General features: G+C 60.5%; 17 protein-coding genes and 1 pseudogene. 12 read left to right on the top strand and 6 right to left on the bottom strand.

Annotated features, from left to right (window positions below; translation table 11 throughout):
- Nucleotides 1-397 precede the first annotated feature (397 nt).
- Nucleotides 398-571: pseudogene (locus FJ960_RS29875) on the bottom strand (helix-turn-helix domain-containing protein); the annotation flags it as partial.
- 164 nt (nucleotides 572-735) lie between these two features.
- Here FJ960_RS29875 and FJ960_RS14050 point away from each other — a divergent pair.
- The 3 genes from FJ960_RS14050 to FJ960_RS14040 all read left to right on the top strand — a co-directional run bounded on the left by FJ960_RS14050 (nucleotide 736) and on the right by FJ960_RS14040 (nucleotide 3,128).
- Nucleotides 736-927 carry a hypothetical protein gene (locus FJ960_RS14050; RefSeq protein ID WP_140510713.1) on the top strand — a complete coding sequence of 64 codons (192 nt, stop codon included), beginning with the start codon at nucleotides 736-738 and terminating at the stop codon, nucleotides 925-927.
- 855 nt (nucleotides 928-1,782) lie between these two features.
- Entirely contained in the window at nucleotides 1,783-2,073 is a 291-nt protein-coding gene (locus FJ960_RS14045) for a hypothetical protein (protein ID WP_140714649.1), read from the top strand.
- Between the two features lie 173 nt (nucleotides 2,074-2,246).
- Nucleotides 2,247-3,128, top strand: a complete 882-nt coding sequence (locus tag FJ960_RS14040) for a YihY/virulence factor BrkB family protein (RefSeq protein WP_140714647.1) — start codon at nucleotides 2,247-2,249, stop codon at nucleotides 3,126-3,128.
- Nucleotides 3,129-4,241: 1,113 nt separating this feature from the next.
- Here the strand turns inward: FJ960_RS14040 and FJ960_RS14035 are convergent.
- The 4 genes from FJ960_RS14035 to FJ960_RS14020 all read right to left on the bottom strand — a co-directional run bounded on the left by FJ960_RS14035 (nucleotide 4,242) and on the right by FJ960_RS14020 (nucleotide 9,370).
- Nucleotides 4,242-4,721: a response regulator gene (locus tag FJ960_RS14035; protein ID WP_246672795.1), complete on the bottom strand. Its 480-nt coding sequence runs from the start codon at nucleotides 4,719-4,721 to the stop codon at nucleotides 4,242-4,244.
- A 25-nt stretch (nucleotides 4,722-4,746) separates the two neighbouring features.
- On the bottom strand, nucleotides 4,747-7,413 hold the full coding sequence (locus tag FJ960_RS14030) for a PAS domain S-box protein (RefSeq protein ID WP_140714645.1): 2,667 nt from the start codon (nucleotides 7,411-7,413) through the stop codon (nucleotides 4,747-4,749).
- Between the two features lie 194 nt (nucleotides 7,414-7,607).
- A complete protein-coding gene (locus tag FJ960_RS14025) occupies nucleotides 7,608-8,084 on the bottom strand; it encodes a DUF2269 domain-containing protein (RefSeq protein WP_140714643.1) in 477 nt (158 codons plus the stop codon).
- Nucleotides 8,084-9,370, bottom strand: a complete 1,287-nt coding sequence (locus FJ960_RS14020) for an SDR family oxidoreductase (RefSeq protein WP_140714641.1) — start codon at nucleotides 9,368-9,370, stop codon at nucleotides 8,084-8,086. Before FJ960_RS14020 ends, FJ960_RS14025 begins: the two co-directional genes overlap by 1 nt.
- Nucleotides 9,371-9,766: 396 nt before the next feature.
- Between FJ960_RS14020 and FJ960_RS14015 the strand changes: the two genes are divergently transcribed.
- From FJ960_RS14015 to FJ960_RS13975, 9 genes are all read left to right on the top strand, one after another.
- Nucleotides 9,767-10,813 (top strand): NAD(P)-dependent alcohol dehydrogenase, encoded by a 1,047-nt coding sequence (locus FJ960_RS14015; RefSeq protein ID WP_140714639.1) that lies wholly within the window; start codon nucleotides 9,767-9,769, stop codon nucleotides 10,811-10,813.
- A 389-nt stretch (nucleotides 10,814-11,202) separates the two neighbouring features.
- Complete coding sequence (locus FJ960_RS14010; RefSeq protein WP_246672794.1) at nucleotides 11,203-12,114, top strand: sugar ABC transporter permease; 912 nt, start codon at nucleotides 11,203-11,205, stop codon at nucleotides 12,112-12,114.
- Nucleotides 12,114-13,013 (top strand): carbohydrate ABC transporter permease, encoded by a 900-nt coding sequence (locus FJ960_RS14005; protein WP_027146061.1) that lies wholly within the window; start codon nucleotides 12,114-12,116, stop codon nucleotides 13,011-13,013. The genes FJ960_RS14010 and FJ960_RS14005 overlap by 1 nt, the downstream gene beginning before the upstream one ends.
- Nucleotides 13,014-13,058: 45 nt before the next feature.
- Nucleotides 13,059-14,588: an extracellular solute-binding protein gene (locus FJ960_RS14000; protein ID WP_140714637.1), complete on the top strand. Its 1,530-nt coding sequence runs from the start codon at nucleotides 13,059-13,061 to the stop codon at nucleotides 14,586-14,588.
- Nucleotides 14,589-14,648: 60 nt separating this feature from the next.
- Nucleotides 14,649-16,187, top strand: a complete 1,539-nt coding sequence (locus tag FJ960_RS13995) for an FGGY-family carbohydrate kinase (RefSeq protein WP_140714635.1) — start codon at nucleotides 14,649-14,651, stop codon at nucleotides 16,185-16,187.
- Complete coding sequence (locus FJ960_RS13990) at nucleotides 16,180-17,505, top strand: iron-containing alcohol dehydrogenase (protein ID WP_140714633.1); 1,326 nt, start codon at nucleotides 16,180-16,182, stop codon at nucleotides 17,503-17,505. The genes FJ960_RS13995 and FJ960_RS13990 overlap by 8 nt, the downstream gene beginning before the upstream one ends.
- A gap of 74 nt (nucleotides 17,506-17,579) precedes the next feature.
- Nucleotides 17,580-18,662, top strand: a complete 1,083-nt coding sequence (gene ugpC / locus FJ960_RS13985; RefSeq protein WP_140714631.1) for a sn-glycerol-3-phosphate ABC transporter ATP-binding protein UgpC — start codon at nucleotides 17,580-17,582, stop codon at nucleotides 18,660-18,662.
- Nucleotides 18,663-19,718 carry a glycerol-3-phosphate dehydrogenase gene (locus tag FJ960_RS13980; protein WP_140714629.1) on the top strand — a complete coding sequence of 352 codons (1,056 nt, stop codon included), beginning with the start codon at nucleotides 18,663-18,665 and terminating at the stop codon, nucleotides 19,716-19,718.
- Between the two features lie 93 nt (nucleotides 19,719-19,811).
- Nucleotides 19,812-20,810, top strand: coding sequence for a sugar-binding transcriptional regulator (locus FJ960_RS13975; RefSeq protein WP_140510731.1), 999 nt, complete (start codon nucleotides 19,812-19,814; stop codon nucleotides 20,808-20,810).
- Nucleotides 20,811-21,943: 1,133 nt separating this feature from the next.
- Here FJ960_RS13975 and FJ960_RS13965 read toward each other — a convergent pair.
- Nucleotides 21,944-22,267, bottom strand: a complete 324-nt coding sequence (locus FJ960_RS13965) for a helix-turn-helix transcriptional regulator (protein WP_140714627.1) — start codon at nucleotides 22,265-22,267, stop codon at nucleotides 21,944-21,946.
- Between the last annotated feature and the right edge of the window lie 483 nt (nucleotides 22,268-22,750).

The raw sequence follows: 22,750 nt of genomic DNA, 5'->3' as shown, positions 1-22,750 counted from the left end.
TCGCTACAGCGCTCCTAACGGCGCGCTCGTGAGCGGCTTCGTAACCGCCGAGCTACACCACCTGATGGGACACGACCGGTCTGATAGTGATGGAGCCGTGGGAACCTGAAGCCTTACGCAATGTAAGCGCTCGTATGTACCAGCGATGGGCGGCGGCACAGATTGACGATCTTCGCTTGAACATTGAAGACACTCGCCGCGTTATCGAAGAGTCCCGCAAGCTGCTGGATCGGCTAGCAGCCAAGCCAGGCGCAAATGAACCCTTAGGCTCGGAAAAGCCCCAGCGCTTTGGTCCGGACCGGATTTCAGGCGGGAGCTATCTCAGTGACCGGTCGGCGGCTTCGTGACCGTAACCACGCCCGCTATCGCCAACAGCCCCGCTCGATCCCGTATTTGTGACCTCTCCCCGCCGGGCTTGAATCAGTCCCTGCCCCTTGAGCACCTGGAATGCCAGCGTCACACCCGGGCGCCTCATCCCAAGCATTATCGAAAGGAAGTCGTGCGTGATCGCCAGCCTGTTGCCGATGACGCGGTCCGCTCACATCAGGAGCCACCTTGCCAGTCTTTCCTGCCGCCAGATTGGGCCAACCAGCGTTGTGACTGCCGACGGGCGTCATTCGAACGGATGAACCAGGTACCTGCCAGACAGTGGCGTCTAAGCGCTACTCCTGCTAGGCAAGCGAACGGGCCGCCGCGCGGTTTAGCCTGGGTCCATGGTGTGCTATAATTCGCCTCATGGGACAGAAGGCAAAGCAGAAGGCGAACAACCAGGCGACGGAACGTCCAGTCGATCGCGAGCGGGCGCGAGAAGCCGAGTACTACGCCCGCAAGGTCGGCATCACCAGAGACGAAGCTCTTAGAATCATCCACGAAGCCCAGGTTCCGAAGCTTGCCATAGTCCACAAGGGCGGCGCGAAGGCAAAATAGGCATCGCAGTCGGCCTTGTTCTGTTTTGCCCTGCCCTTCTTAGGAACAAGCGCGACAGTGTCGAGGCCGAGCGCGGCTCATCTGCGTCGCCTCCCAAGACAGCCACGCCTAATCCATGGGCTCTACTTGACCGTGTGACCCTCGTCCTATCTTGTCAGCGCGCGGCGGACCTCCGAGCCGCCATGGCCGGCGCGGTAGACTCAGGCACTGCGTCGGCCGCCTCCACCTCCACCTAGCGTGACTTCGTCGGGTCGACATTGGCAGGCTTGACGGAACGCTGTCCCAGCCGATCGGCCCTCAGACGAGCTGTCTTGGCTTCACGGGCTTTGCGCTCCGCATCGATGACGACGCGAGATACGCGGTCAGCCCGTTCGTGCCTTAGCTTGTCAACCTTGCGCGGCATATCGGTCCCCTAAAATGGTCGCCCGCGCCCCTCGGCAGAAGCGCGGGCAGTTGAGGCCCGGACCTCAACCGGCGGCGAGCCCTGGAGAGCCACTGCCACCAATCTACCAACCAGCGACAGTCGTTCAGGTTCCAGGGCCGCCGCCTTTGCCGATCGCACAGGGCCCGCCTCACTGGCGAGGGAAGCGGCCCGGCCAGGTCTCGGGGACCTGACCGGCAGCACGGGAGCTGCCGCTTTTCGAACCTGCCGACGAATATCAAGTTCCCATATGCCCGCCGGCCATAGCCAGCGGGCAGTCACATGGGACGACCGCCCGGGAATAAAGCGGGCCGGCTCCCGAACATTGGTCTCTGACACATGTTCCAGCAGCCCAACAAAGAGGCCATCGGTTGGGACCCGGGGCACTTCCGGAGTGCTTGGACCAACCAGCATAGGTCAATCGAGGGCGGGAGTTGGGTGGCTACCCCGACAAGCTTCGGGACGTTGCCGCAGCTAAGCTCGAAGAGGGCACTGCTGAGGTTAAGAGGATCGCAGCCGAAGGCTATCAGGCGGTCACCGAAGCTGCGCGGCAGGCGTCGCGCGAAGGCACGCTGACCGACAAGGTCCGCGAGGTCGTCAGGTCCGCGGCCGAAAGTACGGAAAATGCGGTCCGCCAACGGCTCGCCAACTCTAAGCAGTCTCGGGAAGAAGGTGCTGGCCAGAAGCCTCGCGCCGGCAAGCCAAAAAAGCCTAGGCGGCCTTGAGCGATTAGACATAGACCCGGAAAAAACCCGTGTCGCGATGGAGCTTGGGACCGAACTCCGCGCGGGACTTTCTCACTGGTGTGGAACGCTTCCCTTTGTCGCAAGTTTGCCCCTTCGGGACATCAGGCATGAACTTTGTCCGGGAAAGTTGATACCTTCCGTCGAGGAAATCCATGCTTGAGGCGTGGCGCATTGCGAAGGCCAGCGTGGCGGGCTTCATTGCCGACGGCGCTCTCAGTCACGGTGCAGCCATGGCGTTCTTTGCGGTCACGTCACTTGGACCTGTTTTGTTGCTGGTCGTGGCCGTAGCGGGCCTGGTGTTTGGACACGACGCCGCACGCACTGCAATAGCCGGTCAGCTTTCTGGATTGATGGGAGCCCAAAGCGCCGAGGTGCTACAAAGTGCGCTGCAAAGCGCCTCAAATCCGAAGTCGGGAATGATCGCGACCTTAGTTGGCCTGTGCACGTTGCTTCTTACGGCATCCGGTGTATTTGGCGAAATGCAATCGGCATTGAACATAATTTGGAGGGCCAAACCCGAAGGAAGCTCGATTGCTCGGCTGATCCGGGCGCGGACGGCCAGCTTGGGATTGGTCATTGCACTCGGCTTTTTGTTGCTCGTCTCGCTGGCGGCGAGCGCAGCAATTAGCGCCCTCAGTGGCTGGATCAACCAGCTGCTGCCCTTCGGATCAGTCATCGTTGAAGGGCTGAACATCCTGTTCTCCTTCTTCCTTATCGCGCTGTTATTCGCAGCGATCTACAAAGTCCTACCGGATAGGGAGTTGCAGTGGCGCGATGTATGGTTCGGGGCATTTGTCACCTCTGCACTGTTCACCATCGGCAAGAGCTTAATCGGCCTTTACATTGGCAGCAGTGGCGTGGCGTCTTCGTTCGGTGCGGCCAGTGCGCTGATCGTCGTGCTGCTGTGGATCTACTACGCGTCATTGATATTTCTTCTCGGGGCCGAGTTCACTCATGCGTATTCCCTGGAACACGGCAGCCAACGGGGAGGCGGACTGTCCTCGCGCGACAGTAGTCCTCGTCGGGGGCAGTGAAGCTGACTCCACGCGGCGCCTTTTCTTCAGCACTAATCCCTGTTCAAGGCGAGATTCGGGATTGTGAGATGCGATACGCAGTGCTGCGGGACTGCGTCAGCGTGGCCTGATGATCTCGCGCCGTGAGGCAAAGCCCAATGCTCGAGGTGGCGGGCTGCTGCGCGTGCCACCAATGAATTGATCCGGACGCGGCCGACTCCGTCGGGAACGCCGGAGACGCAGCGGGGCTCTGTTAGGCGGGAGCTCCGCATAACATCTTGAGCATTGTCAGCCTAATTCGCGCCAGTTTCCGCGCGGGAGCATCGAAACGCGGGTGGCAAGACTCAACGACAAAGTCCAACGTCATTAGATCAAGCAGAAATTGGTCGATCGTGTCGGTTGCACCGTCTGACCTTTCCTCTAGCTCTCTTAGCAGTTCGCGCGCCTGCTTCACCGCTGCCGTGTTGGGCACGTCTATCAAAGCCTCAAGCCGCTCGAAGATGTCCAATTCATCCTCACGTGCAACCGCAATGAAATGGGTGCGGCCCCTAATGTCCAGCGAAAGCGCAATGGTAGTACGAGGCGGGGTCGCTGGGTAGCCCCGCGGCAAGTCTAAGCGCCGCCAGTAGGATCCGGCAGACCGCAGGACGCGCTTTACCTCATGTCTGAACAGGCGGGCGTTCATGGCGATTGTGGATGGCTTTGTGGACCGCGTCGCCGATCGAAAAACCGAACGTATGGGCGCCCTCCTTGTCATCCACATTTCAGCTGCTCAATGACAGGTTCGGGCATGACGACGGTGATGAGGCCCTGAAGCTCATCGCAAATCATCAAGGCGGCGTGTATTCGCGAGCGGTAGCCGAGGCGCTCCGGTGTCGCCCTTCGAAGCAACCAGCGCCTCCTCCATCTGGGCCTCGAGCACCTCCTGCATCACTGCACGGACGTGCAGACCCTCAGGGATCGAAAGCAGAACGTCAACCGTCTTAACGGAGGCAGAGACGCTCAAGGGCAACAACGGTTCTTTGGGCGCGCATTGCAAACCGATCGGTGCCACAACCTTGCCAGCTGGTATAAACTTGCGCGTTCCTGTGCTGCGTCCACGCGTGGATCGGTGGGCCCAAATTCCGCCGCGCCTCAGTTCTGTTGCTCGACTTGTTGGAATCCTGTTCTGATGGCGTCGACCAGAGTGGATATTGAGTAGGGCTTTTGCACCCAGCCAAGTGGCCTTGCCGCTTCGGCGCGAAGCTTCACCTCCTGGTCGCCATGCGCGGTTGTGAAGATGCATCGTATGCCGTGGTCGCGATAAAGTTCCAGCGCGGCATCAATTCCGTCCCGCTTTCCAAGCAAGCGGATATCCATGAGGACGAGCGTCGGCCTGGTCGAGAGCGCGAGGCTCACAGCTTGTTCGGCGCTGACCGCCGTTCCGGCCAGCGAGAACCCCGCCGCGGTCAGTCCGGCTTCCGCGTCGAGCGCAATCAGGTAATCGTCTTCGACGATCAGTATCGTCCGACCGGCCGTAGGCGTTGCCTCACCGCCGCCCATGTCGTCTCGCGACCAGGCCAGTTGGGGTTTGAATACGCGGTCGAACTCCCCGGCTTGGCTTGGCTCAGTCATCGCGGGTTCCAGTCGCACGGCCGATCTACAGCGGTGCTTGAGAAAAAGTCACCACGCATCGACATGGGTCTCGATGAACTTCGAAGGTTCCGCCGATCTGCCGCGCGAGGCCCTCTACAAGCCGCAGTCCCGAGGATGTCGCGCGCACCGAGTTCAGGTCGAAGCCGGAGCCTCCGTCTCTAACCACCAGCGAATTACCCTCCGCCTTCTTGGTGATGCTGACTTGGACGGTCCCTCCGGCGCTGCCGTTAAGGCCATACTTGACCGCATTGGTCAAAAGCTCGTTGACGATGAGGGCCAGCGGCATCGCCACGTCGTTCGGCAATTTGATGCTGTCAGCTTCACAAACCAGCCGTACATTCGGTGGAAACATTTGCTTGGCAGTCTCGCATACGGCCCCGAGGAAGGGCTGCACACTGAAATTGCTGGCGTCGGCGGTATCGTAAAGGACGCGCTGTGCGGCCGCCATCGCGGCAACCCGTTTGCTTGCCTCGTCTAGTACGTCACGGGCTTCCAGGCTTCGGCTCGTCCTCGCCGCCACGGAAAGCAAGGACTTCAGCATCATCATGTTGTTCTTGACGCGATGGTTGAGTTCGTCGAGCAAGATTCGCTGTTGGGTCTCGGCCTGCTTTCGCTCGCTGACATCGACCAGCATGTTGATACCGCCAATGACGTTCCCATCCGCATCCCGCATCGGTGTCGGATAAGGGATGAAAGGGATCCTGATTCCGTCCGGCCGCTCGGCAATGGCTTCATATCCGCGGACCGGCTTACCTTCCCTCAAGGAGATCGCCATCGGGCATTCATCGTGAGGAAGCGGCGTGCCGTCGGGCCAGAAGAGCTTCCAGGTCACGCACCATTCGTCACTGCCAATTACCGGAGTCCGCCCGGCAAGTGCAACCGCGGCTTCGTTGAAATAAGTGATCTTGCCATCGCGATCGGTGGTGTAGATCGCGGCAGGAATAGCGGCGAGCAGATCCTGAAGGTGACGTTGGCTGTCGCGCACCTTTGCTTCGGACATTTTTTGATCGGTTATATCCCGGGCGATCTTGGAAGCACCCACCACCCGCCCCGTCGCGTCGCGAACCGGCGATATTGTCAGCGAAATATCCACCAGTGTTCCGTCCTTGCGGCGGCGAACCGTTTCGAAATGGTCGACGAGTTCACCCTTGCGGATTCGACCCAAGATCAGAGGTTCCTCATCCAACCGGTCGTCCGGGATGACAATGGTGATTGGCTTGCCGATCACTTCCGCGGCCGAATAGCCGAACAGGCGTTCAGCGCCCCGGTTCCAGGTCGAGATGATGCCGTTCAGGTCCTTGCTGACAACCGCATCATGCGACGACTCCACGATTGCCGCCAAACGCTGGGCGGCATTCTGCGCCTTCAGGCGCTCGATCCCGAAACCAAGCTGGCGAGCGATGGTGCGAGCGACTTCTACCTGGTCGGCGGAGCAATCACACGGCTGGTCGAAATAGGCCATGAACTTGCCAAGCAGTCGCCCTCCCTCGGTTATCGGAACGAAGCAAACCGCGCCAATGCGCTCGGCTCGGATTGTCCGCTTCAGTTCTTCCGGAAGCTCGGCTTTTTCCACATCGCCCAAGGTAATCGGCTGAGGATCGGCGCAATCAGCCGGCCAGGGCGAGTGGCCTTCTACTGCTGCGCGATATGGGTCCGAAAGGCCGCGCCAGGCCACAAACTTCATGATCCCATCGTTCAACAGCAGGATCGAAGCGCGCTGACAACCCAGCGCACGCTGGATGGCGTCGAGCGCAGGCTCATGGACGTCAGCTGGCGTGCGGGCATGCTGCAGCATTTCAGTGAATTGATGCAGTGCAGCCTGCTCTTCCGCCCTTTGGGCAAGCGTCGCCTCTATTGCCTTGCGCTCGCTGATGTCGTGCTGCACCCGCACCGCGTAACGGAACTTTCCCTCGCCGTCGAAGACGCTGGAGGAAGTAACGAGGGCCCAGACAAGAGACCTGTCCTTGCGAACGAATCGCTTCTCCATCGTGTAGCTTTTTATCTCACCCGCGACCTGCCGCCAGTACTGCTCGCGGTCGGACTCGACATCAGCCGAAAAAGTTTGATCGAAAATCGACCGTCCAACCAGTTCCTCCGGCGCGTAGCCTAAAAGATCGCACAAATGGGCATTCACCCTAAGCAGCCGGCCTTCGGCGTCGGCCTCGACAATACCCGTCCCTGCGCTTTGGTAGGTGACAGCAAGCCTGTTTTCCTGTTCGCGTAACAGCTCTTCCGCTTTGATCTTATCCGTGACATCGATCGTAACGCAGCGAGTGTTGAGGAACCGCCCGCCAACCGCTCGCACGTTGGATGTGATTTCCACCCAACGCATGGAGCCATCCTTGGCGCGCAACCTCGCGCGGTAGTGTTGGAGGTCCTCGCGCCGGGAGAGCCGGTTCAAAATGTCTTCGATCGCGGCGGGATCAGCGTGAAAGTCCCGAATGCTACGCCCGACATATTCGCCAGCTGTGTAGCCGAGCATGTCCAGCTCGGCGCGGTTGGCGCGCAGAATAGTTCCGTCATTGGCCACCAGGTGGAGAGGGACTGCCGCGTTCTCGAAGAAATCTTCCAGTTCGCTCCTTACGACAGCATCCGAATCTCGTTCGCGGCTGTTGTCATCAGCACGAAAGCCCTTCGCAAAGGCTCCGGGGCCCAAAACCCTTTGTTCCATGCAGACTCCGAGGCCCTTCAACCTCGCTCAATGCGCGAGCCGGAAAGAGGTTCCAGACCGACACCCGATCCTTTCAACCATTTTAGAAGCACCCAATGGTCCTGATTCCGGCTGCTCTTCACCCAAGGTAGAGCAGCACGCCGAGAGCGCCGGCCAGGAGGAACACCAGGCCGCGTTCGCGCCCAAATGATAAGTCAGATCCATTCGATGACGGGTCGCGTAATCATCAGCCAGAATATCGCGGTCACGGCTGCGAATGCTGGGAAGCCGAAGATAAACCACAGCCGGAACAGTCGACCGTAGCGCTCAGGTGGAGGCTCGCCGGATGCTGCTGCCTCTGACGCCAGATTGCGCATCGTTATTTGCATCCAGACGACTGGAAGCCAGAACAGGCCGGTGGCGATGTAGAGCAGAATCGACAGGGCAATCCAGCCCTCCCAAAGCGAATAGCCGGCTTGCCAGGCAAGCGCGACGCCCGTCACAGGCTGCGCGACAACGGCCGTGGCCGTGAACACGAAATCCGCAATGACGACGATCCGGGCTACTGCGGCAATCGTCGCAGCATTGCCTGTCCGGTGCGCGAGCAGCATGAAGAAGGCAATACCAGCGCCCGTGCCGAGTAGGATGGCGGCCCCGATGATGTGGAGGAACTTCAGCAGGAAATAGACCATCAGCGCTCCGCCAGGATCGCTAGCGCGACGAAGTGCACGACGAGGATTGGCAGGATCTTCATCAGCGGACCGAGCGGCTCGTTCCAAAGTCCCGGACGCAAGATCGTGCCCGAAACCCCATAGAACAACGAGATCCCGATCGCTGCCCAAAGTCCCAGCCGGGCAGTTGATCGCCAGGCAATCAGCGTGCCCACCGCAATGTCGGCAAGCGCGCCGGCCACCACTGTCGGCTCGGCCAGTGCGCTGACTGCCGTATTGCTCAGAAGTTCGACACCGCTACGCCACCCGGTGGTAAGCGCGATGATACCAGTCATAATCCAGAAAAAAGGAAGCACGACGAAAATCGCTGGCTTGACGAAATAGAGGCGAGCAAACCATTGTTCCTGTACCGTCGCGGGGTTGGTCGCAAGTGTGCTCGACAGGCTCGACGGCTGGATCCCGGTCATCCTCATCCACGGCTGAGGGTCGCCCGTCGCACCTCGCGTGATCTCCTTCGCGGCGTTGGTCCGCATCGGTGGCCGCCATCCGAGCGCGCCTGCCAGATCGCCCAAGCGGTAGAGCACCCTGGAAGCTCCGCCCGGAATGACAAATTCTCGAGCTTTTCTCCAGCCGAACCAGCGACGATAATGGTCGATGACCTCGCTCATCAAGAGTGCCTCGGGCCCGGCCAGTTCCACCGCCACACGGGAAGGACTGTCGGGGCGCAGAAAAAATTCGACCGTGGACACGACGTCTTCGAGTTGGACGACCTGGAGGCGCCCGGTATTTGGCATCATCGGGAGAAGTGGTAAAGCGGCCAACCCGCGAAACAGTGCGCTCGCTCCATAGGCGGGTCGTCCGAGTACGACAGCGGGCCGCAGTATGACCCAGTCAAGATCAAGGGCCGTTAGCGCTTCATCCCCCGCTAGCTTGCTGGACGAAAACGGGGAGAGCTGTAGGCGGTCCACCCCAATTGCAGAGAAATGGATGACCTTCGTGACCCCTGTTTGCGCACATGCCTTGAACAACGCCGCTGCCGCGCTCTGGTGAACCGCGCGTGGGCTATCATGCAGCCCTTTTTGCAGGACGCCGACGCAGTTGACGACGGCATCGACACCTGACAAATGGCGATGCCAGTCTGCGGGATCCAAGGCCTTCGCGACGTCCAACACAATCTCGCGGCTCTCTGAAAAACAGCGCGATCCGTTGGGCCGAACAACGCGAGAGACCTCGTGTCCTTCCTTGCTAAGCCGCGCGCATACCGCAGCACCAATGAGACCAGTTGCGCCCGCTACCAAGACTTTCATCGCATGAAACCTGGCATGGAGATCAGGCCGCAATGCGCATTGCTTGGTGGCTGAACCGACGAGGGGGCGGCTATCAGGGTCGTTCGAAACTCGAAGGAGTGTTCCAAGATTTCCTCACTTTTGGCGCAACCGCAACCCGCTGCTAACCAACAACGTCTCTTGCGTTCAGTTCCGCCGGAAAATTGGGTAGCGCCTGCAAGGAGTGGTCGACCAGCCGGGCATACACGATCGCAGAACCGTGGAAGGCTTCTTCGCTTGTCCATATCGACGCTGACCAGCACAGTCCGATAGATTGCCAACGGCGGTCCATATCCAACCAGCCATGGCTTGGCTGTTCGACCAGGGCGGCAGCCGGTCCTAGGCGAGAGGGGCAATTGGCTAGAGGAGATTACGTCGATGACGAAAGTTCGCGCCCTTGTCCTTGAACGTCAGCACCAACTCAAGCTGCGTGATATCGATCTGCCGCAGACAGTGGGTCCGGGCGAGGTTCGTATCAAGATCGATACGGTAGGTGTCTGTGGGTCCGACGTGCATTACTACACCCATGGGCGCATCGGCCCGTTCGTGGTCCAAGCGCCGATGGTCTTGGGCCACGAAGCCGCTGGCACCATCGTGGAAACAGGCGAAGGCGTCGAGCATCTGAAGATCGGCGACCGCGTCTGCATGGAACCAGGCATCGCGGATCCCAATTCGCGGGCGAGCCGGCTCGGCCTCTACAACATCGACCCGGCGGTCAGGTTCTGGGCGACGCCGCCGATTCATGGCGTATTGACAGCCCATGTCGTTCACCCCGGCAACTACACCTTCAAATTGCCCGACAATGTCAGCTTCGCCGAGGGCGCCATGGTCGAGCCCTTCGCCGTCGGCATGCAGGCTGCGGCCAAGGCCAAGATCGCGCCGGGTGACACAGCGGTGGTGCTTGGGGCAGGGCCGATCGGCACGATGGTGGCGATTGCCGCCCTTGCCGGCGGCTGTGCCCGCGCCATCGTCGCAGACCTCGCTCAACCCAAGCTCGACATCGCCAAAAGCTTCAAGGGTGTGGTCCCGGTCAACATCCGCGACAAGAACCTAGGGGCGGAGGTGAAACGCCTGACCGCCGGCTGGGGCGCCGACGTCGTCTTCGAATGCTCCGGGTCGCCCAAAGCATGGGAGACGTTGCTGGATCTGCCGCGACCCGGCGGCGCCGTGGTGGTGGTCGGCCTACCGGTGGCCCCGGTGGCGTTCGACATCGCTACGGCCTCGACCAAGGAAATCCGCATCGAGACGGTCTTCCGCTATGCCCACCAATATGACAGGGCGATCGCGCTGATGGCATCGAGTAGGGTCGACCTCAAGCCACTGATTTCGGCAACCTTTCCCTTCGAAGACTCCATCGCGGCTTTCGACCGCGCGGTCGAAGGCCGGCCGGCGGACGTGAAGCTGCAGATCAGACTGCCGGATTAAGGCGAGCGCCGGGCTAACAGATTTGGCCCGCCTCCACTCTCCTTGATGCGTCCATGCCTGGTGAACTGGTCGACTATTGGTAGTTCCCCGTCTCCATTGCGATCACCACCATGTCGGTGATCGCAGTTGCAACTGCTCAACGCAGCGATGACCCCGATGCAGACGGTCTCCTGCTTCGGTCGCGTTCCAGAAAACAATCCATGTCCGGCTGTGACGGAGGGCGTGCGAGGGCAGCGCCCGCCGACATGGATCTGACTTGACAAGTCGACACGCGTCCCCCAGGCTGCCTTAACAAAAGGCACAACCAACTTACAAAAGTTCAAGTTTGCACGATCTGGCCGATAGGGAGAAAGGCCAATGCATCTCTCTCACCAAGCGGAGATTTGCCCGTGAGCACGGCAACCTTCACGCAGGAGAGGTCCAGCTGGGCCCTACCCCGGTTCATGACGGCCGAGCATCCTTTTCCCTGGCTCGCGCCAATCACGGTGATGCTTCTGGTTTTCGGCATCTATCCTCTCGCCTATTCGGTCTGGCTGTCGTTTCACAAACGCAATGTCGTTTCCCGGCAGCTTGATTTCGCCGGAGTGCACCAATGGGCGCGCGCATTTTCGGATACGCGTATGTGGCACTCTTTGGAAACGACGCTGATTTACACCTTCGTCGCACTGGCCGTTCAGCTTGCACTCGGCATCCTCATTGCGCTTCTGCTTGATACCGATCGCAAGGGCTATGGGATACTTCGGGCGCTGATGACGCTGCCGCTGGTCGTGCCGCCTGCCGTGACAGGAATGATGTTCTTGCTGATGCAGGACGGCTCTTTCGGTGTCCTGTCGTTCTACCTCTACGCCCTCGACCTGATCTCGCCGGCGCAGCCGATCCTGACGCAGCCGGTTACCGCATTGCTGGCGATCCTGCTGGCAGACATATGGCAGTGGACGCCCTTCATGGTGCTCATCATCCTGGCAGGCCTGCGCGCGCTGCCGAAAGAACCTTTCGAAGCCGCAGCGATCGACGGGGCCAACGGCATCCAGACATTCTTGCGGCTTACACTGCCGATGCTGCGCAAGGTGATAGCGGTCGCGGTACTGATCCGCGGCGTCGATCTCTTCCGCATCTATGACTACGTCTACATCATCACTGCCGGCGGGCCAGGCACGGCTACCGAAACGCTTTCATTCTATGCCGGCCGTATCTACTTCACCGGAGACTTCCCCTACGCCGCGACCCTGTCGCTGATTGTGCTGGTTGTGCTGATCGCCGTGTCGAACGTCTTTGTCAGGCTTTTCAAGGTGAGGTTCTGATGGAGCCGTCCCGCGTCCAGATGATCACCCGCGACGTGCTCGCCGTGTTAGTGGTCGCGATCTTCATGTTCCCGATCGCCTGGTGGGCTCTGTCCTCCGTCAAACCCTACTCCGCGATCTTCGACCGCAGCGGACCGGTCTACACCGGTTTCACGCCGACGCCGGACAATTACCGCGTGACGCTGCTTGGCGTCTCGCGCGTCGACATAGGCATGGAACAGGGCGGCGAGGCGGCGGGGGTGATCAAGGGGGGCGCCAGTTCCTACGATTCCCGCCAGTCGCTTCTCGACAGCGCGATCATAGCTGTCGGCTCGACGGCACTGACGCTGTTGCTGGCGACACTGGCCGCATATTGTCTGTCACGAATGCAGTTCAGTGGCCAGCAGTCTTTCCTTTTTTGGATCCTCTCGCAGCGCTTCATGCCGCCAATCGCGATCGTCATACCGGTCGTTTTCATGTTCCGGGATCTCGGCTTGCGCGACACCTATACGGGGCTGATCCTCGTTCACAGTTTGATCAACCTGCCGCTGGCCGTCTTGCTTTTGAAGTCGTTCTTCGACGATGTCCCGCGCGAGGTCGACGAGGCGGCACTGATTGACGGCGCTACGCGCTGGCAGACGTTTCGACGTGTGGTCGTTCCCATGGTCAAAGGTGGCATCGCCGCGACAGCTGTGCTGTGTTTCATCTTTTCATGGACCGAGTTCCTGCTCTCTCTGTTCCTGACAACATCGATCCGCACTGTGCCGGTGAAGATTTCGACTTTTGTCACCTCGACCGCGACCGAGTGGGGCTACATCACAGCACTTGGCACGTCCGCGATCATACCCAGCTTCATCTTTATCCTACTGGTTCAACGGCATCTGGTCCGGGGCCTCACCCTCGGATCGCTGAAGGAGTGAGGCCCGAACGAGAAGAATTAAACAAATCGCAAAGGAGGAATGATCATGAGCTTCAGAGATCACGACAAGAAGACATTCGTCGCCGATACCTGCAATGACTTTACGGCGAACCGAATGACCAAACGCGACTTCATGAGGAAGATGGCGCTGGCTGGCGTTGGCTTTTCTGCCTTTGGCTCGGCCATGCTGGGCGGCGGCCGCTCCAATCGCGCCGGGCTGGGCCTGGGGGTCGAAGAAGCCCGCGCCCAGGACACGGATATGCTGAAGTGGCTGGCCGATGTCGGCAAACCCTATGCCGGCACGAAAATCCGTTACACTTCGGAAGCGACGCCGCCAACGATCGTCGCCAACCAGCTCGTCGCGGGTGAGTTCACCAAGGCGACCGGCATTGAGGTCGAGGTCGAGATCGTCCCGCTGGAACAGGTTCTCGCCAAGGCTACGCAGGACGTACAGGGCCAGCTGGGCACCTATGACGTCTACTATCTCGACCAGTCCTGGATGGCGACGTTTGCTCAGGATGTCATCGATCCGCGCGAATACTACGGCCAGAACAAAGAACTGGCGATGCCAAACTTCGACTGGGACGATTTCTCCAAGCCGCTTGTCGATGGCATCGCTATGTATAATGGCAAACAATGCGGAATTCCCTTCGATATCCCGATCTTCATCCTGATGTATCGGAAAGACCTTTTCGACAAACACAATATCGCGTTGCCGACAGACCTCGACGCCTATCTCAAGGCCGTGCAGGCTCTCACAGAGGCAGAAAAGGGCAATGGCATCTTTGGCACCGCCTGCCAGGCCAAGTCCGGACATTATTCGCTCGAATGCGACTGGACCTTCGCACTGTGGGGGCATGGCGGCTCGATCTTCAACAAGGACAAGAAGTTTGTCGGCAACGACGAGCGCGGGGTGGCCGGGCTAAAATTCTACCAGGAGCTGGTCAAGAACTCGCCGCCCTCCGCGACGACATGGACCTGGGATGGTCAGGGACAGGCCCTGACACAGGGACAGGCCGCCATGGCAATCACCTGGGGCGAGGATTTCCCCGGCTTCGATGCCAACGATTCCAAGGTCAAAGGACTGTTCGAGGCTCTGCCGGCGCCCAAGGAGGTCCCCGGCCGTCGCGCCGTCGCCGATTGCGGCTTCAATGAAATCCCGGCCGTCGGCCACCAGGGCGGTTCGACGATCTCGCTGTCGCAATATTCCAAGAACAAGGAAGCAGCATGGCTGTTCATGCAGTGGGTCTGCTCGAAGGACGTGATGGCACGGGTGTCGACGCTGGGCGGCGGCGCCTCGCCGATGCGCAATTCCTCCTTCACCGACCCTCGGGTCAAGGCGAAAGCCGTTGTTGGACCGGGCACCACACGCCATTTCGACGCGATCAAATACACCATCGACAACCAAATGGGATCGGAGCCGGACATGCCGATTTGGGCAGATTTGTCGAACAATGACATCCCGGTTGAGCTCGGCAAGCTGCTAACGGGCCAGGACTATGGCGGCGACGCCAGGGCATGCCTGGATGCCATTGCCGGTATAGTCGACGGCAAGGTCAAGGATGCCGGCCTTTAGCGGGATACTCCAGTGATTTCGGCGACGGGCGGTTTCGACCGCCCTCGCCCGTTTGGCAAAATGGCGGCAATGGTTCCGGATCTCGTCATCGGCATTGATTCCTCGACCTCGGCGACCAAGGCGATTGCCTGGGACCGCAACGGTCGCGCCGTGGCGGAGGGCCGTGCGTCGATAGCAATGTCCAACCCTCGTTCCGGGTATTTCGAGCAGGATCCGGCCGATTGGTGGGCCTCGACGGTTACAGCGCTCCGCACCGTGACGGCAACAGTTTCGCCGGCACGCATTGCCGGCCTTGCCATTTCCAACCAGCGCGAAAGCTTCGGCCTTTTCGATGAGCAGGGGGAAGCGATCGGGCCCGCAACGCTCTGGCTCGATGAGCGTGCCCGCCACAAGGCACGCCGTTTCGGCGAGTTCTTCGGCGCGGCACGCATCCATGCGATATCCGGCAAGCCGCTGGATGTCATCCCATGCCTCTATCGCATGATCTGGTTTCGCGAGGAGCAGCCAGAAATCTTTACCCAGGTGCAGCGCATGGCCGAGGTGCACGGCTACCTGGTCTTTCGCTTGAGCGGCCGATGGATAACGTCTACCGCCTCCGCAGACCCGATGGGCGTGCTCGACATGCGAACCATGGACTGGTCGAACGAACTATTGGACGCGGCCGGGGTCGCGCGGCGACTGATGCTGGATCTGGCGCGGCCTGGCACCATCTTGGGCCAATTGACCCCGCAAGCCGCCATGCTGACGGGCTTGCGGGAGGGCACGCCGATCGTCGCCGGCGGCGGCGACGGTCAATGCGCCGGCACGGGCGCTGGCGTGTTACAAGCGGGATGCGCCTACATAAACCTCGGCACGGCGGTCGTCTCCGGCAGCTTCGGCATCGACTACGTCCATGACCCGGCCTTCCGCACCGAGACGGCGGTCGCCGAAGACGGATATATCTACGAAACGTGCCTTCGCGCCGGCACTTTTCTCGTCGACTGGATGACGCGTGAAATGCTCGGCGCCGATCTGTGTGGGTCCAGCGGCCCCCTGGAGACGCTTGAGGCCGAAGCCGCCGTTAGCCCGATCGGCGCAGGCGGCACAATTCTCCTGCCCTATTGGCAGGGCGTCATGGATCCGCACTGGGACAGCGCCGCCCGCGGCGTAATTGCCGGCCTTTCCGGCTCGAGCCGCCGCGGCGACCTCTATCGCGCCGTGCTGGAAGGAATAGCGCTGCACCAAGCCGCGACAAGTCAGCGGGCCGCTGCCGCCGCTGCTCAGAATATCGACCGCTTCATCGCGATCGGCGGAGGAGCGAAGTCCGACCTGTGGATGCAGATTCTGGCGGATGCACTCAACCGTCCCATAAAACGTTCTACGACCGTGGAAGCCTCCTCGCTCGGCGCGGCAATGGCAGCGGCAAAGGGGGTCGGCTGGTTTTCCACGATCGCAGAAGCGTCGCTCACGATGGCCAGAGAACCAGCTAAGTCCTTCGAACCCGATGTGGGTCGTGCCTGCCGCTATACCGAACTTCTTGCGATTCACGCTGATCTTTGGCCAACGCTTTCCGCTTGGAACCGGCGGCTCGCGGCCTTCATGGAGGCAGACCATGGCTGAAACGACCAACTGGAACGCCTTGATCGAGGATGTTGTCGCAGGACAGTGGAAGGATCCCAACACAGGCGCGGCCGCCGACCTGCCGTTCCAAACGATCGAATTATTGGAAACAACCGAGGGCCACGAGGCGGATCTCGTTGCGCCGCTGACGCTGGGCAGCCGCATCGCTGTCGTGTCGGACGCCAACACCCTCGAAGTGATGGGTCGGCGCGTTGCGAAGGCCCTGCGTGCCATCGCCGATGTCGACGAAATCGTGCTGCCTCACGATCTCGCCTGCGACGAGGCGACGATCCAGATGATCAGGGAAAGAACGCGGCACGCCGACGGGGTCGTGGCCGTGGGATCGGGCGTCCTCAACGATAGCTGCAAGCAAGCAACCTTCCTTGACGACCGGCCTTATGCCGTCTTCGGCACGGCAGCGTCGATGAATGGCTATGGCGCCTCGACAGCGTCGGTGACCTTGGCGTCAGGCCTCAAAATCTCGCTGCCCTCGCACGCTCCGCGCGGCATCTTCCTGGACCTTGCTATTTCGGCCGCAGCGCCGACCTGGCTCAGCGCCGCCGGACTTGGCGACAGCCTTTGCCGTTCCACCGCGCAGATCGATTGGTGGGCCTCGCATCGGCTGTTCGGCACCTACTATTCCGACGTGCCCTACTTGCTGCAGGCGGGCGATGAGGAACCCATGCTGGCCCATGCGTCTGGCCTTGCCAGGCATGACATCACCGCAGTCGGGCACCTCCAGCGAGTCTTGACGCTATGCTCGATGGGCGTCTGCTTCGCCGGCGTTTCCCATCCCGGCTCCATGGGAGAGCACCAAATCTCCCACTGGATCGACATGTTCGCGCGAGAGCATCATCCCGGTACCACTCACGGTCAGCAGGTTGGGGTTGCCTCGCTGGTCATGGCGCGTCTGCAAGCCAGGCTGATGGACGCGGAAGAGCCGCCGCAGGCAAGGCCGACCCTTGTCGATGAGACCGCGATGCTGGCCCGCTATGGGGCGCAACTTGGGCCACTTTGCATTGCGGAGATGAAGAAGACAGCACTCGATCACAGCCAGACGGAAGCCTTCAATCGCAAACTTTGGGAAATCTGGCCGGCTCTGCGCCGGGAGCTTCGTCCGATGGCAACGCCGGTTGCCCGCATGGAGGCGGCGCTCAAGGCTGCGGGAGGGCCGCTCACCGGAGCAGAATTAGGTCTACCGCGACAGCTTTGGCACGACGCCATTCGCTATTCGCGAGAAATCCGTGGCCGCTGGTCCTTTGTCAATCTGGCCGCCGATGCGGGGCTCCTTGAAGAGTTCCTGGAGAGCGAATGGTGAACCGTATTGGATCGCCGCCGGCATGTCGCAAGGCGAAGCCAACAGGGTAAGCGCAATCGAAGGGATCGCAATTTATGGCCTCTGTCACCATCAGCAACATAAGGAAGGAGTATGGCGCCGTCGAAGTGATCCCTGGGCTCGATCTTTCGATCGAAGATGGCCAGTTCGTCGTGCTGTTGGGGCCGTCCGGGTGCGGCAAGTCCACTCTGCTACGAATGATAGCGGGTCTAGAGCCAATCACGTCCGGTGCGATCGCCATCGGTGACAAGGTCGTCAATACTCTTCATCCCAAGGATCGCAACATCGCGATGGTCTTCCAGAATTACGCGCTTTACGCCCACATGACGGTCTTCGACAATATGGCCTTTTCCATGCAGTTGAAGAAACGCCCCAAGGAAGAAATCAATCAGAAGGTGGGATGGGCGGCGTCGATCCTCAACCTCACTCCCTACCTCGAACGCTATCCCCGCCAGCTTTCGGGCGGCCAGCGGCAGCGCGTTGCCATGGGCCGCGCCATCGTGCGCGATCCAACCGTATTCCTGTTTGACGAGCCGCTGTCCAACCTCGACGCCAAACTGCGCGTGCAGATGCGGACGGAAATCAAGGAACTCCATCAGCGGTTGAAGACCACCACCGTCTATGTCACGCACGACCAGATCGAGGCTATGACCATGGCCGATATCATCGTCATCATGCGCGACGGCCACGTCGAGCAGATCGGGCGGCCGCTCGATGTCTACGATCACCCCGCAAACCTCTTTGTCGCCTCGTTCATCGGCTCGCCTGCAATGAATTTGTTCCATGGCGAGGTGGCGCCCGAGCGCGATGCCTGGGTGGTGCGGACAGACAAGCTATCTCTCCCGCTGCCGCCGAAGGCTGCGGTCCGGCCCGGGCAGAAGGTGATCTATGGTATTCGCCCCGAACATCTTCGACCGGTGGCCAACGGGAGCGGCATCCCGACGACGGTCAACGTTGTGGAGCCGACCGGCCCCGAGATTCATATCTTTGCAAGCATGGGCGACAGCACGATCTGCTCGGTGCTGCATGATCGCATGGAACTCTCTCCCGGAGCCGTGATCCATCTGGAGCCGACGCCTGACCGAATCCACCTGTTCGATCAAGACAGCGGCAAAAGACTGGACAAGGAGAGCAATTGAATGGCGCGGATCGTTATCCTTGGCGCCGGCGTCATGGGCTCTGCCATGACCCTTCCGGCCGCTCACGCGGGTAACCGCATCACTCTCGTTGGCACCCATCTCGATGAGGAAATCATTGGCTCCGTGGCGGGCACAGGTCATCATCCGCGGCTCAACATCACTCTACCTGGCGCAGTAACCGCCTGTTCCTGGACTGACTTCGGGGCAGCGATGAAGGAGGGACCCGATCTGCTTGTACTCGGCGTCTCGTCGGCCGGCGTTCCCTGGGCGATCGACCGCATTGCTGAGAGCATCGAGTCGCCAGCGCCGATACTGATGATCACAAAAGGCCTCGCCGCGAGCGACGCAGGCATTGAAATCCTGCCACATCTGCTCGCTCGCGAGATTGAACGGCGCACCGCCTTGACGATCCCAGTGATGGCTGTCGGCGGACCCTGCATTGCCGGCGAGCTGGCGGCACAGCGTGATACCTCAGTGATTGTGGCCGGGCACGATCCGGACCAGATTGCTGCGGCGTCCCACATTCTGCGAGCTCCCTTCTATCACATGCGACCGTCGTCCGATCTCGTCGGTGTCGAGATCTGCGCCGCTTTCAAGAATTTCTACACGCTGGCGGTTGGCGCTCCGATCGGACTACTGGAGCGCGACCACAAGGTGCCAAATGGTGCCCTCATGCACAACCTTGCCTCGTCCCTTTTTTCGCAATCGCTCGCCGAGATGGCCATTTTGGTCGAAGCCCTGGGCGGAAGAATCGAAACAGTGCAGGGACTGGCTGGCTCCGGTGATCTTTATGTGACCTGCCAAGCCGGCCGCAACGGCCGCATGGGACGCTTGCTTGGTCGCGGCTTGCCTTATTCCGTAGCCAAGCGGGAACATATGAGCTCGGACACGGTCGAGGGCGCGCAACTGGCGCTGGATCTTGGCCAAACATTGGAGAAAATGATGGCGCAAGGTTTACTTCCGGGCGATCACCTGCCGCTGACGGCTGCCATCATCGACGCGATTTGCCATGATGCCCCGCTGGGCTTGTCCTTCGACCGCTATCACCGGTGCTAAGGACGATGCCAGAAAGTCAACCAACGCTTCAAATCGATTCGGACACGGCGCCGCCGAGCCGTTCGTAGCCCGCGCAGTGGACAGAATGTTGTGATGGAGAAACCACCCCGAAAAAAACGTGATGGCCGCCACGCCGTAACCAGCTCCGTCTCGACCGATCGTGAGGAAGGGCTCCTCGTCCGCGCCGCCTGGCTGGCTTATGTCGGAGACCTCACGCAAGCCCAAATCGCCAAGTCCCTTGGCCTAACTCGCCTTCGCGTCAACCGAATGCTGGCGCAGGCCCGCGAGCGGGGGATAGTTCAGATCCGCATCAATTCGAAGGTGGCGAACTGCATTGAGCTGGAGAACCGGTTGCGTCATAGCTACGGCGTCTCGGATCCAATCGTGGTTCCGACACCGCCCGATCCTGCTCTGCTACCCCAAGTCATCGCAGCCGCCGCCGGGCAAGCCCTGTCGCTCAGGATCCGCGACGGGATATCGGTGGGCGTGGGATGGGGTCGCACGCTCCAACTCAGCCTCCGGTCGGTGACCGTACGTCCGGTCAAAGGGATGTCCGTCGTTTCCTTGCTCGGCGGACTGACGCGCGGGTCGGCGATCAACATCTATGAGATGGCGTCGCGGCTCGCTGCGCTTTACGACGCGGAATGTTTCTACATCGCCGCACCGGTGTTCACCGATACCGAGGCCACGCGCGATCTGCTGATGCGCCAGTCGATCCTGGAAGACGCCTTCACCCATGCCCGCGACGTCGATGCCGCTTTCGTCTCGGTCGGTGCGGTGCACAAGGACGCCACCATTTTTCGGATCGGGCTGATAGGCGAGGACGATCTCATATCGCTGCACCAGGCAGGCGCCGTCGGCGATATTTGCGGCCACTGGATCGATGCCGATGGACAGCTCGTCAATCACCCGCTCAACCATCGTGTGATAGGCCTCGCTCCTGAAAGCCTGCGCGACATCGACACCGTCATCTTGCCCTCCGGTGGCCTCGACAAGGTTCCGGTGCTGCGCGCGGTGCTGCGTCTCGGTGTCGTCGATGTTTTGATCACGGACGAGCAGACCGCCGCGGCGATCCTTGCAGAAAAGCCCTAGCGTAGACGGGCCTTCAGCATCGGTTGCCAAAGATCGAGTGAAACAGCGCCTTGCGCGCGGCTGCAACGGGCCAGGACAAAGCCAGGACCACGCTTCTTATGCAGTGGTCGCAGGGTCAATCCCTGCATCGCCTACCAGCCAGCGCACCGATCCCGTTGGATGTTACGCTCAAAGCGTTTTCACTGAAAAGGCAACTGGCGCGAAATTATCGCATGATCGCTAAATCAGTCCTCTGCGAACGTTCAGGTGAGTGAACGCCGTCACCAGGATTGCGCCGACCATGAAGTAGAGCGTGGGAATGGCGTGGCCGTTGTGGAACTGGAAACCAGCACAAAGGAGGGCTAGCACAACGGCGAGAAAGGCGGTTAGACGCGAGAAGTTATCGGACATGGGGCAACCTTTGAAAACGGGTGGCCGCCCTCAATCGGCCGCGCGCTCTATAAAGCGATTTGCACCGTCCTGCAAGCTCGGCCTGGTGTAGGCTCTTGGCCCGACACAACCCGACGCTCACAGGTTTTCCACTGTGCCCTGTTGGGGGCGCAGCGGGCTGGCGAAGCCCGTCATGACACATTGTGCCACTCTGGCGCCTCCCGTGGACTGGTGCCGGCCGGGCATGGCGGGTATCGAAATCCTGCCGTCGAACACGCTCCTGATCCTCGCAATCTCGCTAACGTTACGCGAATAGCCGCGGCCAGAACCTGCCGAGTGCACACGAATTTACGCCAGAATACGACCCTTTTCGCCACGTTTCGATCTCTCAGTGCACATGGAGCGCACACAAAAAATGGCCACCTACACAAAACTCTCGTCCGGCTCCTGGCGTGTCCAAGTCCGTCGCAAAGATCGCTACGTCAGCGAGACCTTCCTGCGCCGCGACGACGCACGGTGCTGGGCGACGGAAACAGAGCGCCAGGTCGATCGCGGCGAGACGCCGACCAAGTCTCCTTTAAGACATCTGGGGAAGTGTAACCTCGCAGCTCTCGGTCGCGAACGGCTAATTCGGTTTTGGTCGCGATGGGGCCGCCCAAGGTGCCGGATTCGTCTCCACCGAAATAGGCCTGGAGGAAGAGGAAATGGAAATCTCTGACGAGGGAGATCTTATCGAGAGCCGGACTCCAAGTTTCTGCCGATAGTTAGGCCGCTTCTGCTGCCGTTCGTACGGATTTACGCGGCTTGTGTCGAACGACCACATCAACTTTGTAATCGAGCCGGCCCAGGCACCGAACAAGGCGATCGATTGAAAACTTCCCCGTACGGCCGGTGACGATCGCTGATACGTCTGGCTGTTTCATGCCAAGCAATTGAGCCGATTTCGCCTGGGTCAGGCGCCGACGCTTGATAATGGCGCGGATCTCACGAGCCAGCTTGGCCTTGAGCAATTCCTCTTCGGGATTGTCAAAGCCCAAATCCGCAAACACATTGCCGCTGCTTACTTCGGCGGTGATGTTTTCAGTCATAACCTTGTTCCTTTCCCATAGTTTTCGCGATAGTGCGCCTCAGCCGCCTTCAATCGCGCCGTAACGAGATCGATTTCGTGCTTGGGCGCCCTTCTTCGATATCGACAAAGCCTGGTGGGCGGCGCGGGGCCTGCAGATGGCGGCTTTGCTCTGGGGCATTCCTCGAGGCGAACTGGCACTGCCTCTCGCGTATCTTATCGAGAGCGGGGGCCTCCCTTTTGCTCAAACGGGAATATTTCCGGCGAGAGGTCGAAGTTCGACTGATTTGCGTGGCCACCAACAAGCGTCCAGCTGCGCCATTGTGGGTCGAGACGCACCCCGGCTGGCGCGGCGACGTTAGAGAATCTGGCGCGGAGCCGAATGGAGTCGCCCTGCGCGCGCCGGGCCTGATGAACTAGGCGTAGCGCCCAAGTCCTAGCCTACCTCTTGCACAAAGGAACGCGTCGACTTCGTAAGCGTTGACTGCCATTCAGCGAGTGGCCC

The sequence above is a fragment of the Mesorhizobium sp. B2-3-11 genome, from assembly GCF_006442215.1.
Taxonomy (GTDB): domain Bacteria; phylum Pseudomonadota; class Alphaproteobacteria; order Rhizobiales; family Rhizobiaceae; genus Mesorhizobium; species Mesorhizobium salmacidum.
Note: the sequence above shows the minus strand (reverse complement) of the source record. Positions and strands in the feature narration are given on the sequence as shown.